The organism is Streptomyces sp. NPDC052079 (assembly GCF_040680275.1).
Classification (GTDB): Bacteria; Actinomycetota; Actinomycetes; order Streptomycetales; family Streptomycetaceae; genus Streptomyces.
This window is the reverse complement of the sequence record NZ_JBFAWL010000008.1, coordinates 207511-221613: the sequence shown is the minus strand read 5'-3', so window position 1 is coordinate 221613 and position 14103 is coordinate 207511. Positions and strand designations below refer to the sequence as shown.

At 72.8% G+C, this 14103-nt stretch carries 8 protein-coding genes and 4 pseudogenes; 7 read left to right on the top strand and 5 right to left on the bottom strand.

Annotation, left to right across the window (positions count from 1 at the left end):
- Positions 1–6 precede the first annotated feature (6 nt).
- Both AB0L56_RS16045 and AB0L56_RS16040 read right to left on the bottom strand, forming a co-directional pair.
- The gene (locus AB0L56_RS16045) at positions 7–2670 is read right to left on the bottom strand and encodes a LuxR C-terminal-related transcriptional regulator (protein ID WP_365423677.1); all 2664 of its coding nucleotides are present in this window, start codon (positions 2668–2670) and stop codon (positions 7–9) included.
- 185 nt (positions 2671–2855) lie between these two features.
- Positions 2856–5354, bottom strand: coding sequence for a SpoIIE family protein phosphatase (locus AB0L56_RS16040; protein WP_365423674.1), 2499 nt, complete (start codon positions 5352–5354; stop codon positions 2856–2858).
- Between the two features lie 127 nt (positions 5355–5481).
- Here AB0L56_RS16040 and mmuM point away from each other — a divergent pair, with 127 nt between their 5' ends.
- Positions 5482–6393 (top strand): homocysteine S-methyltransferase, encoded by a 912-nt coding sequence (gene mmuM / locus AB0L56_RS16035; protein ID WP_365423671.1) that lies wholly within the window; start codon positions 5482–5484, stop codon positions 6391–6393.
- Between the two features lies 1 nt (position 6394).
- Here the strand turns inward: mmuM and AB0L56_RS16030 are convergent.
- Positions 6395–6484 (bottom strand): annotated as a pseudogene (locus AB0L56_RS16030) (ATP-binding protein); the annotation flags it as partial.
- Between the two features lie 125 nt (positions 6485–6609).
- Here AB0L56_RS16030 and AB0L56_RS16025 point away from each other — a divergent pair.
- The 3 genes from AB0L56_RS16025 to AB0L56_RS16015 all read left to right on the top strand — a co-directional run bounded on the left by AB0L56_RS16025 (position 6610) and on the right by AB0L56_RS16015 (position 10552).
- The gene (locus AB0L56_RS16025) at positions 6610–7734 is read left to right on the top strand and encodes a hypothetical protein (protein WP_365423668.1); all 1125 of its coding nucleotides are present in this window, start codon (positions 6610–6612) and stop codon (positions 7732–7734) included.
- 440 nt (positions 7735–8174) lie between these two features.
- Entirely contained in the window at positions 8175–9512 is a 1338-nt protein-coding gene (locus AB0L56_RS16020) for a cytochrome ubiquinol oxidase subunit I (protein ID WP_365423665.1), read from the top strand.
- Entirely contained in the window at positions 9509–10552 is a 1044-nt protein-coding gene (locus AB0L56_RS16015; RefSeq protein ID WP_365423662.1) for a cytochrome d ubiquinol oxidase subunit II, read from the top strand. The genes AB0L56_RS16020 and AB0L56_RS16015 overlap by 4 nt, the downstream gene beginning before the upstream one ends.
- A 146-nt stretch (positions 10553–10698) precedes the next feature.
- Here AB0L56_RS16015 and AB0L56_RS16010 read toward each other — a convergent pair.
- Together AB0L56_RS16010 and AB0L56_RS16005 are read right to left on the bottom strand one after the other, a co-directional pair.
- Positions 10699–11244 (bottom strand): annotated as a pseudogene (locus AB0L56_RS16010) (carboxylesterase family protein); the annotation flags it as partial.
- A 214-nt stretch (positions 11245–11458) separates the two neighbouring features.
- Positions 11459–12115: pseudogene (locus tag AB0L56_RS16005) on the bottom strand (SDR family NAD(P)-dependent oxidoreductase); the annotation flags it as partial.
- A gap of 1 nt (position 12116) precedes the next feature.
- Here AB0L56_RS16005 and AB0L56_RS16000 point away from each other — a divergent pair.
- From AB0L56_RS16000 to AB0L56_RS15990, 3 genes and pseudogenes are all read left to right on the top strand, one after another.
- A pseudogene (locus tag AB0L56_RS16000) lies at positions 12117–12754 on the top strand (AraC family transcriptional regulator); the annotation flags it as partial.
- A 31-nt stretch (positions 12755–12785) separates the two neighbouring features.
- Positions 12786–13463, top strand: coding sequence for a DNA alkylation repair protein (locus AB0L56_RS15995; RefSeq protein WP_365423659.1), 678 nt, complete (start codon positions 12786–12788; stop codon positions 13461–13463).
- 64 nt (positions 13464–13527) lie between these two features.
- Positions 13528–14088 (top strand): DinB family protein, encoded by a 561-nt coding sequence (locus tag AB0L56_RS15990; protein ID WP_365423656.1) that lies wholly within the window; start codon positions 13528–13530, stop codon positions 14086–14088.
- The last annotated feature ends 15 nt before the right edge of the window (positions 14089–14103 follow it).

The window sequence follows — 14103 nt, the reverse complement described above, 5'->3', positions numbered from 1 at the left end:
CTCCCCTCACAGCAGGTCCAGCTCGCGGGCGCGGCGCACCGCCTCGTTGCGGCGGTTCACGGACAGCTTCCGGTAGACGCTCTTCAGGTGGGTCTTCACCGTGTTCACCGACACGTACAGGTCGGCGGCGATCTCCTCCGTGGACATCGTCAGGGCCAGGCGCCGCAGCACGTCGCGCTCGCGTCCGCTCAGCTCCTCCACGACGGGCGGCGGCGGCGCGGGCCGGCGCGAGGGCGGACCCGTGCGGGTCGTGGGCCGGCCGGTCGCCTGAGACGGGGACGCCGCTCGCAGATAGCCCCGGATCCACGGCCCGGCCTCGACGAACGGGCGCCGCAGCCGCTCCCGCCGTGCCTGGGCCAGCGCCCGCGCCACGAGTGCGCGCGCCGCCGCCCGGTCCCCCGCCTGGTCGGCGGCCCGCGCCCGCACCAGCGCGGCCCGGACGGTCACCGCCGGACCAGCGCGCCCCTCGGGACGCACCCGGTCGAGCAGCCGTACGGCCGCCTCGGTCCGGCCGGCGGCAAGTTCCACCTGTGCCGCACCCACCGCGCACGCCGGCTGCTCGTCGGGCACCTCCGGCAGCAGCCCGGCGGCCGCCCGTGCCCGGCCCTCGGCGAGATGAACGGCGGCCGCGACGAGCGCCGTCTCCGCCCGCACCCACGGCGAGACGGCTTCGGCCCGCACCTCCCGCTCCACCGCGTGCAGCGCGGCCTCCGTGTCCCCGCGCGCCAGGTGCAGGCGTGCGGTCGTCAATGCGCGGCCGGCCTCCAGTACGGGGTCCCGCAGGGCCGGGTGCGACTCGGCCGACGTGCCGAGCAGGGTCTCGGCCCGGCCCAGCTCGTCACGGTCCACGGCGACGGCGGCCAGGACGAGCCGTTCCACGCCGGAACCGGAGGGCGGGGACAGCCCGAACCGCTCCGTCTCCGCGACGGCATCACGCGCCGTCCGCTCCGCCCTGCCGAGCCAGCCGTTCAGACAGTCGATCAGGGCGAGCCTGCCCAGCGCGTCCTCGCGCGGGAGTGCGGTCGCCGCTCCCGGGGCGAGGCCCGCCACCGCGGTCAGGGCGGACCGCGCCTCCTCGAAGCGCCCGGCCCACAGCCGCACGGAGCCCAGGTGGTCCAGCAGCAGCGCGGTGAGTTCCGGATGCCGGTCCAGCAGCTCGGGGGAAACCACGTCCAGGAGTCTCGCGGCCGCCCGCGCCGCGTCCTCCGCCCGGTCCGGCGCACCGGCCAGCCGGGCGGCGAGGGCTTCGAGCAGGGCGCAGCTCAACCGGGTCGCCGCGTCGTCCGCCGTACCGTCGTGCTCCACCAGCCCGCGCCGTGCCCGGCGCAGATGGGTCAGCCCGCCGTCGATGTCGCACCGGGCCAGCCGTACGGCCGCCCGCACCAGTTCCGGGGCCGCCCCCTCGCCTTCCCGCCCCATGCGTGAGAACAGCTCGGTGATCGTGTCGGAGCGGGGCCCCGTGAAGAACTGGCCGATCGCCAGGTCGTCGATCAGGGCACCGGCGGTGAACTGCCAGTCGCCGGCGGCGGCCCCGTGCCCCAGCGCCTCGGCGAGCGCCCCGGAGCGGCGCAGCAGGACGGCGGCCCGCCGGTGCAGCTCGGGTTCCCGGCCCGGCCGGCGCATCCGCAGATGGGCGCGCAGGATCTCGGCGAACAAGGGGTGCAGCCGATACAGACCATGGCCGACGTACTCGACGAAGGCGTTGCCCCGGCTCAGCCGGTCCAGGATGCCCTCGGCGTCCTCCCTCCCGGTCACCGCGTTCGCCAGTCCGGGACCGAACCGGTCCAGCACGCTCACCCGCAGCAGCAGCTCCTGCGTCTCGGCGTCCTGCCGCTTGAGCACCTCCGCCAGCAGGAAGTCGGCGATCGCGCTTCGGTCGGCCTCGAACTCCTTGAGGTAGATCTCGGGGTCCGGGCTCTGTCCGGCCGCGAGGGCACACAGCCGCAGCCCGGCGGCCCACCCCCGGGTGCGCTCCACCAGCGCGCGCACCGCCGCCTGCGGCAGGCTCAGCCCGTGCAGCTCCAGCAGCCGGCCCGCCTCGTGCGGGGTGAAGGCCAGCTCCGCGTCCCTGATCTCGGTCAGCTCGCCCGCCGCCCGGTAGCGGTGCAGCGGCAGCAGCGGCTCGGTACGCGTGACGAGGACCAGGCGTAGGCCCGCCCCGGCGTGGCGCAGGACGAACTCCAGCTGCTCGGCGATCTCGGGGGCCGTGACGCGGTCGAACTCGTCCAGCACCACGACCACCGGCCGCTCCCGGCCGCTCAGCTCCGCCGCGAGCCGGGCGGGTAGGGCAGGGCCCACCCGGTTCGCGTCCGCCGGGACCCCGACGTCGGCGGGCAGCGGGACACCGGCCGTCCGTAGCGCCCGCAGCAGATACGCCCAGAACACGCCGGGCCCCTCGCCCGCCGCGTCGGTGGTCAGCCAGGCCACGGGCAGCCCGACGCGGCCCGTGACCCAGTCCGCGACCAGCAGCGTCTTCCCCGCCCCCGCCGAGCCGTTGACCATGGTCAGCGGCGTTCTCAGGGCTTGGTCCAGATGTCTGTTCAGCCGCTCCCGCCGCAGATACGTCACCGGGAGCGCGGGGACCGCGAACCGGGTGCGCAGGAACGGGTCACCGCGTGGGTCGGCGTGGTCCTCCACCACCGGCGAGTCATCCTCTTCCGGCCCGGTCATGGCACTCACCGCCCCTGTTCGGCTGTGCCCCCTCCCAGCATCCCAGCCGGGGGGCGGGAGGGCACGCGGTAGCAGGGGACTCCCTGCTACGTCGCCGGCATCGGCGCCACTCGTAGGAGCACCGCCCGCCCGCGGCCCCGCGCGGGCCCGCCCGTCCCCCCCTCGCACGCCCACGCCCAGGCCGGTCACCCGCCGGCAGCCGTCTCCGCCCCCTGCGGACCGGGCACGCCGATCAGGAGCAGGGTGACGTCGTCGTCGTGGTCGGCCGGGGCCGTGATGAGGGTACTGAGCAGCCGGTCCGCCGTCCGGTCGAGGAGCGCCGGGTCGGCGCGGGCGCCCCCCAGCGCGACGCCGGCGGCGCGGGCCAGGACGTCGATCCGCGCCTCGATGTCGGTGCCGGGCTGTTCGACCAGCCCGTCGGTGTAGAGGAGGAGGACGCTGCCCGGCGGCACCGGCCGGGTCACCTCCTCGAACGGCAGCCCGCCGCCGCCCGGGTCGTTGACCCCCAGGGGCACGCCGACCGGTGCCCGCAGCCGGCCCGGGGGCCCGCCGGGAGGCAGGACGATGACGGGCGGGTGACCCGCCGAGCAGACGGCGACCTCGCACCTGTCCTGGTCCAGGATCAGATAGAGACAGGTGACGAGCTGGCCGGGCAGGTCGCCGACGAACACGTCCAGTGAGGTCATCAGCCGGCTGGGCGTGACCCCCGTACCGGCGAGCGCGTGGGAGGCGGCACGCAGCTGCCCCATGACGGCCGCCGCCTCCAGTCCCCGGCCCATGACGTCGCCGATGATGACGCCGGTGCGGCCGCCGCCGAGGGGGATGACGTCGAACCAGTCGCCGCCGACCCCGGGGTCCTTGACGGCGGCCAGATACCGGTACGCGCTGGGCAGGTCGGCAAGGGTGGGCGGCTCCCCCATGAGGCTGTGCTGCAGGGTGTAGGCGACCTGCCGATGCTGCTCGTAGCGTTCGGCGCGCTCGGCCTCCGCCCGCCGGCGCTCGGTGATGTCCCGCACGGACAGCACGGCGAGGGTCTCCCGTCCCGCCTGGAGACTGCTGACGCTGACCTCGACGGGGAAGGCGGAGCCGTCGCCACGCAGCCCGTAGAGGTTCCGGTCCACGACCGCGGGCTGCGGGTCGCGCCGTCGCAGGTAGGCGTCGAGGAGGGCGCCCTGCCGCCGGCGCGCCGAGTCGGGTGACAGGTCAGCGACCCGGGTGCCGACGAGGTCGCCCGGCGACCGGCCGAACACGCGTCGCACCTGTGCGTTGGCCATGACGACGGTGCCGCTGCCGTCCGTGATGAGCGTGGCGTCGGGTGCGGATTCCAGCAACGCGAGGAACCGGTGCTGCGCCCGCTCCACCTCACGCTGGGCGGCGACGCGGTCGGTGATGTCGGTGACCACACCGCACACGGCGTAGGAGGCACCGGACGCGTCGTTGAGCGGGAACAGGGTGGTCAGAAACTCCCGGGGGCCGCCGGGCAGGGTGAGTCGTTCCTCCCGCTGCACGGGCTCGCCCCGGGCCAGCATCGCGAGGTCGGCCTCCCGCGCGTGACGGGCGAGGCCGGCCGGCATGACGTCCAGGTCGCGGCGGCCGAGCACCCGGTCACGGGGCATCTGCAGGCTCTCCTCGAACCTCGTGTTGACCGCGAGGAAGCGGCCCTCGAGGTCCTTGATGAACACCGCCGCGGGGGTGTGTTCCATGAAGTCCCGCAGCAGTTGGTTCTGGCGCACCTGCCATTCGAGACGGCCGTGGGCCACCTCGACGCGGCGGCCCACGGCCAGGGCCGCGAAGATCACCGCGGTGAGGGCGGCCACGTGGCCCCACACCAGCAGGGCGGTACCCAGCCGCGGCCCGTACAGACCCGCGTCCTCGCCGGCCAGGACACCCCAGCCCAGCAGGGGCGGCACCACCACGGCGGTGACGATCAGGCGGCGCCCCAGCGCGCCCGTCGTGCCCGCGTTCATCAGGAGCCCGCTCAGCCCCTCGTCCGGCCGGGCGAGGAAGACGGCCGCGCCCAGGAGGATCAGGGCCGGCGCGGTATGCAGCGCCATACCCGTGTAGGCGCCGAACCGCTCCAGTTCGGGTACCGCGTAGGCGGCGCCGTACAGGCGCAGCAGGCCGAGGGCCCCGACCGCCAGGCCCATGGCCTGACTGATCCACGCGGGGACACGGCGCGCACTCGCGCAGAGGGCCGCCGCACCCGCGAGCGCCACCGCCGCGGCGGTGTTCGGCGCCATCCGTCCGGGCACGCTCGTCTGGACGTCGGCGGTGTCGTCCCGGAAGAGAAGCTCGTCGATGCCTAGTTGTGCCCCCGTGACGTGCTCCGCCAGCGTGAGCACCCCGACCACGACCGCGAGAGCCGCCGCCGCACGGGCCACTGCGGTCGTCCACCAATGGACCGGGCCGCGTACGAGGAGGAACAGCGAGACTCCGAGTGCTACCAAGGCCACGGCGGAGTTCGCCTTCATGGACACCGCGACACCGGGCAGCACGCTCTTCAGTACGTCGATGTCGGCGATCCACCCGGTCAGACCGACCAGGCCCAGGAGGGCGGCCAGCAGCGCCATGATCCCTGCCGCCGTGCGGACGGCGGCCAGAGCCGGCGGGTGAAACGGCAGGCTGTCGGCGCGTTCCATCGCCTGGACGCCGGACAGCCCGGACGCGTGCTGCTGTCGTGTCACCGCGCTCTCATCCCTGACGGAGGGCACACCCGCCGCATTAATCGGATCATTTTATGGTAAAGAACGCGAAAGGTACGGGCACGGTGCCGAGAGTGCCGTGGCGCACGGGTCGGCTAACGTCACCGGTATGAGCAGCACCGCCGCCCTGACCGAGGCACTCACGGACGGCACGGTCGTCCTCGACGGCGGCATGTCCAACCAGCTCGCCTCGGCCGGGCACGACCTGAGCGACGAACTGTGGTCGGCGCGGTTGCTCGCCGAAGACCTGGAGGCGGTGACCGCCGCCCACCTCGCGTACTTCGAGGCGGGCGCGGACGTGGCGATCACGGCGAGCTACCAGGCGACGTTCGAGGGCTTCGCCCGGCGCGGCATCGGCCGGGAGGAGGCGTCCGGACTGCTCGCGCTGAGCGTCGGGTGCGCCCGTGAGGCGGCCCGGCGGGCCCGCGTCTCCCGCCCGCTGTGGGTGGCGGCCTCGGTCGGCCCGTACGGGGCGATGCTCGCCGACGGCTCCGAGTACCGGGGCCGCTACGGCCTCTCGGTCGCCGACCTCGAACGCTTCCACCGCCCACGGATGGAGGTCCTGGCCGCCGCCGCACCGGACGTCCTGGCCCTGGAGACGATCCCCGACACGGACGAGGCGGAGGCGCTGGTGCGTGCGCTGCGTGGTCTCGGTGTGCCGGCCTGGCTGTCGTACTCGGCGGCCGGCGACCGCACCCGCGCGGGCCAGCCGCTGGAGGACGCGTTCGCGCTGGCCGCGCGGGCGGACGAGGTGATCGCGGTCGGCGTGAACTGCTGCACCCCTGAGGAGGCGGACCACGCCGTCGCGCTCGCCGCCCGGGTCACCGGGAAGCCGGTCGTCGTCTACCCCAACAGCGGCGAGACCTGGGACGCCGGGGCGCGGGCCTGGACCGGCCGCCCGACGTTCACCGCCTCCCGGGTCACGGGATGGCGGGAGTCGGGGGCCCGGCTGGTCGGGGGCTGCTGCCGGGTGGGTCCTGAGACCATCGCGGCGGTCGCGGGCACGCTGCGTACGTCGTAGCGAACTTGCACCGGACGACCTTGCCGGGGGCCCGCTCCCCCACGCCCCACTTGTCCGCCGGCCCGTTCACGAGCAGCAGCCCGCGCCCGCTCCGGTCGCGCGGGTGCTCCGGTACGGCGGGTGACCGGCCGGGGTGCGGGTGGGATAGGAGCCGTACACCGGTTGGGAGCCGCGGCCAGGGGAACCCGGGCTCGGCGGATACAGGAAGGAGAGCCCGTGAAGCTGTCTTTTCTCGATCCCCTCTACGCCGTGGAAGGCCCCGTCGCCAGCGTCTTTCTGGACACCTCACGCGACATCGACGATCCGGACCGGGCGATCGAGCTGCGGTGGAGACACGCACGGGACAAGCTGGCCGCCGAAGGAGCCGACCGGGCGACGCTGTCCGCGCTGGGTGACGCCGTCGGCGCGGACCGGGAGGTGGACGGCCCGCACGGCCAGGCGCTGTTCGCCGCCGACGGGCGACTGCTCCTGGCCCAGGTGCTTCCCCGCCCGCCCGCGCGCGACACCGCCCGCTACAGCCGGCTCCCCGATGTGATGCCGCTGGTCATGCAGCTCGCGCCCGACATCCCCTACCTGGTTGTGGTCATCACCCGGGAAGGGCTGACCGGCGCGGACGGCGCCGCCCCGCTGGAAGCCGACTCCATCGTGGTCACCTTGCAGGGGGGCCGCTGGCCGGCCAGCACGGTCGCGCCGGAGCCGGTCTCCTCCTTTGCGCTCCCCGCCGCCCAGTGGCAACAGGGCGCAGCACGCGTCACGGCAACGGCCGAGCAGGCAGTCCGCGACAACGGCAGCGAAGTGATCGTGGTGTGGGCACAGCAGGGAGACGCCTGGCCCAAAGGCGTGTTCGTCAACCGGCTGCCCCCCGAACTGCAGAGACGCGTTGTGACCGTGGAAGGCGAAGAGCCTCCTCGTGCCGCGCCGGGGCGCTCCTTGCTCGAACAGGACCTGGCGAACCTGCTCGACAACCGGCTCGGCGACCGGGACCGTACCCTCTTCGACCGGTACCTGGCGCAGCGCTCCCGCCACGGAGACTCCAGCGAGGGCATGGCCGCGGTTGTCCGCGCGTTGCAGCGTGGCCAGGTCCAGGCCTTGCTCGTCAACGATCAGCCCGGTCTGTCATCGGCACGGCTGTGGACCGGACCGGAACCGACGCACATCGCCCTGTCCGAGGAAGAACTCAAAGCGTTCGGCGTGCCCTCCGTGGCACAGGGACCGGCCGACTCACTGCTGATCCGGGCAGCCGCGCGTACCGACGCCGAGTTGGTGGTGGTGCCGCACGAGGAGTTGGCCCTGAAGGACGGCATCGGAGCACTTCTGCGCTACACCACGCCCGCGCCCTGACCCGTTCCCGTCCTGCCCGACCGCCCACACCGGACACCGGCCTCGCGCCGCGGGGTTCGGCGTCTCTACCGCGACCGCCGGCCGGCATGTGACCGGGACGGTCGGACATCATCCGCAGCCACAGCGCGCAGGGCGAGGCTGAGCACAGCGTGCTGGAACGGGTGTGGGCCCGGCCGGTGGCGGAAGTTCCGGAGCGACCAGAGGGCGGGGCCCGACGCGAAGATCACACCGGCCGCCCATCGATGGGCGTGCTCGCAGACCTACGCGGACGCCCGCCGGTGGACCGCTGTGAGTGGACGCGCGAGGAGCTGGTCCGCAGACATGTGCCGACGTTTGTTTCGCGGCGTTTGCGGCCAAAATGAGGTGATATCCGTCTCAGCGGACACCTGCCGAGCGGTTGATGCCTTGGAGTGGGGAGAGCTGTAGGCGTGTTCGAGTTCATGGCGGCGGACGGCGTGGGAAATCTGCCCTACGCGCGCCACCAGATGGCCCTGACCTTGGGCTGGCACATCATCTTCGCCTGTTTCGGCATCGCGTTCCCCGCGATCGTGGTGTTCATCGAGTGGCTGGGCCACAGGCGGGGCGACGCGGCACTGACGGGACTTGCGCACACCTGGGCCAAGGCGATGGGCGTGGTGTTCGCGGCGGGCGCGGTGTCGGGAACGCTGTTGTCGTTCGAGATGGGCATCCTCTGGCCGGGCCTGATGGACCGCTTCGGCGAAGTCTTCGGCTTTCCGTTCGTGCTCGAGGGCTTCGCCTTCTTCGTTGAGGCGATCTTCGTCGGCGTGTACTTGTTCGGGTGGAACCGCCTGTCGCCGCGGGCGCACATGCTCAGCGCGCTGCCGATGGTCGTCGCAGGCATCGCGGGCGCGTTCTTCGTGGTCTCGGCGAACGCCTGGATGAACAACCCGACGGCATTCCGACTGAACGCCGACGGAGACGTGATCGGTGCCAGGCCCTGGGCAGCGATGTTCGGACCCTCCACATGGCCGCAGTTCACCCACATGTGGCTGGCCGCGTTCATGGTCACCGGCTTCCTGATCGCCTCGGTGTACGCCGTCGGCATGCTTCGCGGCCGGCGCGACCGCCACCACCGGATGGGGCTCCTCATCCCCCTCACCGTCGCCGCGATCATCACACCCGTACAGATCGGTGTGGGGGACTGGATCGCCAACACCGTCGCCGACAATCAGCCCGCCAAGCTGGCCGCAATGGAGGGCCAGTACAAGACCACTGCGGGGGCCGACCTGTCGCTCGGCGGAGTGTATGTCGACCAAGAACTGCGCTACGCCCTGGAGATCCCCAACGGACTGTCGCTGCTGATCCACCACGATCCGGACGGCGTGGTGCCCGGCCTGGAGGAGGTGCCATCGGACCAGAGACCCCCGGTCAACGTCGTCCACATCGCGTACAACGCCATGGTCGCCATCGGCATCGCGCTGCTGGGGCTGGGCGCCTGGTTCGGCCTGGTGTGGTGGCGGCGACGACGGCTCCCCCGTACGGCCTGGTTCCTGCGTGCCGTGGGCGTCTCCGGGGCTGCAGCCGTCGTGGCCATGGAAGCCGGGTGGGTCACCACCGAGGTCGGCAGGCAACCGTGGATCGTCTACCGCCTCATGCGTACCGAAGAGGCAGTCAGCCCGGCAGGCGGCCTGGCCTGGGGCCTGGCGGCGGTGATCGTCGTGTACAGCCTGCTGACCTTCTTCACAGTGGTCGTCCTGCGCAGGCTGGCACGCGGCCGTGACACCTTGGCGCCGCAGGAAGAAGGAGCCGGGGGATGACGCTCGCGTACGCGGTGCTGGGCGTGGCCTTCGTCGGCCTGATCGCCTACGCCCTGTTCGGCGGTGCCGACTTCGGCGGAGGCATCTGGGACCTGCTGGCCGGTGGCACCGAACGCGGCCGTGCCGCGCGCGACCGGGTCGAGAACTCGATCGGACCGGTGTGGGAGGCCAACCACGTCTGGCTGATCTTCGTACTGGTGGTCCTGTGGACGGGCTTCTCCGGCGGCTTCGCAGCCGCCGTCACCACCCTCTACATCCCGCTCACCTTCGCCGCTTTCGGGGTCATCGCCCGCGGCGCGGCCTTCGCCTACCGCAAGAGCGTCGGATCCCTGCGGATGCGCCGCTTCTTCGGGGCGGTGTTCGCGCTGTCCTCCCTGGTGACCCCCTTCTTCTTCGGGGCGGTCGTCGGCGGAGTGGCCTCCGGCCGGGTACCGCCCCGCATCGCCGGCGGTGACGTGGTGACCAGCTGGGCCAACCCGACGTCGGTGCTGGGCGGCATCCTCGCCGTACTGGTCTGCGCCTATCTGGCGGCGGTGTTCCTGTGCGGCGACGCCCGGCGCGATGGCGAGCACGAGTTGGCCGAGGCGTTCCGCCGCCGCGCCCTGGCGTCCGCCGTGGTCACGGGCGTCGTGGGTCTGGCCGGCATCGCGGTGTTGCGGGCGGACGCCCCCATGCTGTTCGACGGGCTGACCGGCCGCGGCCTGCCGGCGGTGCTGCTGTCGGTCGTCGCCGGGCTGGCCGCGCTGTGGCTGCTGCTGACCCGCCGCTACATCGCTGCGCGCCTGACCTCCGCGCTCGCCGTCACAGCGATCCTGGTGGGCTGGGCAGCGGGCCAGTACCCGTACCTCCTGCCACCGTCGCTGACCGTCGAACAGGCGGCCACCGGCCATTCCACCCTGCTGGCCCTGCTGGTCGCCCTGTGCGTGGGGGCAGTCGTGCTCGTCCCGTCCCTGGTCTTCCTCTACACGCTGTTCCAGCGCCCCCCTTACGGCTTCGAACACCCAAACCGGTCCAGCCCCCGGACCGCAGGACCACAGTGACGCTAACGTCGCCTCCTGGCACAGCGCAGGACCGCTCCAACAGCTGCGACTGCACCAGCGAACGCCCAGCCTCGAGGCCTGGGCAGGACCGCTGGGCCCGGGGTGGGTCAGTGAAGGGTTGGACGGGGGACGTCGTCCGTCCGGCATCAGGTCCGGCGGAGGGCGCCCGTGCGGCGTAGGCGGCGTACGACGGAACGGAGTTCGGGGGTCGGCGCGGGGGCCGGGTGCTCGGCGGGCGCGGTCCACAGGGCCAGTTCGCGGTCGCGGGGGCCGGGGACGGTGTGCGGGGGGCCGTCGCCGAAGACGCGGACCGGGTGTTTCTCGTTCCAGCGTTCCCAACCCGGGGACCCGTCGGTGACGAACCGCACCCACGCGCCGTGCATCGCGTCGGCCAGGTCCTGCGGCGCGCCCTCGCCGGCGAGCTTGCGGGCGTCGGGCTTGTCGCCGCTGTCGAAGACGAAGCCCAGTTCCAGGGCGTGGCAGGCGCCCATGCCGGGGCGCCGCGAGGGCCAGGCGAACTCGTAGACGTACGACGGGTCCTGGCGGCCGTCGGCGAGCCGGTGCAGAGGGACGCGGAGCAGGTGGTCGGTGACCATCTGGCCTACGAGTTCCGCGGTGCCGGCGTCCGGGCGCAGGGCGCGGTAGCCGCGCGGCACCTCACTGCCGACGCGGCAGCGGGCCATCGCACCGGCGCCTTCTTCATTCGGTTGAATCAGCGAAAGGCAGGGCCGTCCTAGCGGACAGGTTGCCTTCTTACGCGTCCCCCCGAACCAATGGGCAGTCGGCCATTCGGGCATCCAATCCTTGGCGACACGCCCCGTAAAGACTCCAACGAGCCAATCGATCAACGTTTCCCGGCCGGCTGCCTGGCCTCCACGACCGACGCGATGGGCGCGACGACGACCTCTGGAGGGCAGTCGTGGCGTACTGCCAGAGGTGGTCTGCCGTCTCGGGGTCGAGGGCGTGGGTGGCTACTCCGTCTGCCGGGGGCTCGTCGGGGCCGACGGTTCGCGCCTCCTGGTTGTCCTCGAAGTAGCGGCCGGTTACGCCCTGGAGGAGCGGGGAAGCCGCCAGCAGGACGGAGGTTGCCGCGCCCTGGGCGGGGGTCTTGTAGTAGGGCAGGGGCGTGAGGTTGCCCTGCTCGTCCATCACGCCGAACGCCCGCATGGTGTCGTCGTCGAGGTGGCGTTGCAGGCCGGTGAGGATGTAGCCGGGGTTGAGCGTGTTGGCCGTGATGCCGTCGGCCGCCCAGCGGCGGGCGCCCACCGTGAAGAGGATGCCGGCGGTCTTCGACTGGCCGTAGGCCACCCAGGGGTCGTACGGGCGGTGCTCGAAATGCGGGTCCTCGGAGTCGAAGGGCGCGCTCAGGTGGGCGCCCGAGCTGACGACCACGATGCGGGCCGAGCCGGCGTCCCGCAGGGCCGGGTGCAGGCCGGTGGCCAGGGCGAAGTGGCCGAGGTAGTTGGTGGCGAGCTGCATCTCCCAGCCGCTGGGGGTGAGCGTGCGGGCGGGGAGGGCCATGATTCCGGCGTTCGCGACGAGGATGTCGAGGGGGCCGCGCCAGGCCGGGGCGGGTCAGGGTGACGACGTGTTTCTCGTCGGAGGGCGGTTCTCCTTCGGCGCCCGTGCGCAGGAGTTGCTGCTGGACCGGCTGCGTCCGGTCGTCCGCATCCCGGCGGCGACCGAGCACGCGGAGACGGTGCGCTGGGCGCTCACCGCGATCGACCAGGAGCTGGCCCACGGGCACATGGGGGCCACGCTCGTGGCCGAGCATCTCGCCGTGGTGATGCTGGTCCACGTGCTGCGGCTGCACCTCGCGCGCGAGCCGGACGGGGTGTCGGGGTGGCTGGCCGGGCTCGGCGATACTGTGGTCGCCGCGGCGCTGGCCTCGCTGCACCGCGACCCGCGCGGTCCTGGACCGTCGCCGAACTGGCGGGCGTCGCCGCGGTGTCCCGGTCCACGCTGGCCGCCCGTTTCAAGGCCACGGTCGGGCAGGGGCCGCTGGAGCCCCTGACGCGGTGGCGTATCGAACTTGCCGCCCGGCAGCTGCGGGAAGGCGGCGGAACGCTTGCCTCCATCGCCCACTCGGTGGGATACGGGTCCGAGAGCGCGCTCAGTGTCGCGTTCAGGAGGGTCATGGGGGTGTCTCCCGGTAACTACCGCAGGCAGGCGTCCCGCAGTCCCGCCGCCGTCATAGGCTGAGGCACGCACGCGAGGGACAGGAGGCGCCGACGTGACCGGGACGACGACGAGAACGGCCGAGGTGTTGGCCGAGCTGGCCGCGCTTGAGGATCCGAAGGTCCGTGCGGTGAACGAGAAGCACGGTGACGACCACGGGGTGAACCTCGGCAAGCTGCGCGCGCTCGCCAAGCGGCTGAAGACACAGCAGGACCTCGCCCGCGAGCTCTGGGGGACGGAGGACACCGCGGCGCGGCTGCTGGCGCTGCTCATCTGCCGCCCGAAGGCGTTCGGGCGTGACGAGCTGGACAGCATGCTGCGCGAAGCGCGCGTGCCCAAGGTGCACGACTGGCTCGTCAACTACGTCGTGAAGAAGAGCCCGTACGCCGAAGAGCTGCGCGTCGCCTGGTTCGCGGACCCCGATCCGGTGGTCGCGAGCGCCGGCTGGGCGCTGACCACCGAACGTGTGGCGAAGAAGCCCGAGGGACTGGATCTCCCGGGGCTGCTCGACCTCGTCGAGGCGGAGATGAAGGACGCCCCGGACCGTCTGCAGTGGGCGATGAACCACTGCCTGGCCCGGATCGGGATCGAGCACGCCGAACACCGCGCCCGTGCGATCGGCATCGGCGAGCGTCTGGAGGTGCTCAAGGACTACCCGACGTCGCCGGGTTGCACCTCTCCGTACGCACCGGTCTGGATCCATGAGATGGTGCGCCGGCAGCAGGGTGAGTAGCTCCTCCCCCACGGCGGAGAAAAGGAATTGCGGCGCCTTGCGCGCGGCGTCGAGCATCTGGCCCATGACTGACGAACCCGCGCGATGGACCAAGGCGACCGTCTACCCCGACATGTGGGCCGACCCGAGCGACGATCCCCGGAACAACGAAGGGCCGGGCCCGGACGGTGAGTTGCCGACGCTGGAGGGGGTCCTGAGGGACTACCGGCTGACCCTGCGGATGAAGTGCGAGGGGCTGGACCCGGAGCAGTTGGCGCGGCGGTCGGTGCCGCCGTCGACGATGTCGCTGCTCGGGCTGGTGCGGCACCTCGCCGAGGCCGAACGGGACTGGCGCAACTGGATCAGCGACGGGGAGCCGCTCCCGAAGCTGTACGGCAGACGTGACGGCGACTTCGACGGCGCCGTGGCCGATCAGGCCGTGGTCGACGCCGCGTACGCCGATCTGGAGCGCGAGCAGGCCGCGACCGATGCCGCACTGGCCGGACACCCGGACCTGGGTGAGCGGTTGGGCAAGGAAGGCCTCGCGGTGCGGGAACTGCTCGTCCACCGGATCGAGGAGTACGCCCGCCACTGCGGCCACGCAGACCTGCTGCGCGAGTGCGTCGACGGGCGGGTGGGGCAGTAGGGGGCTGGCGCCGTC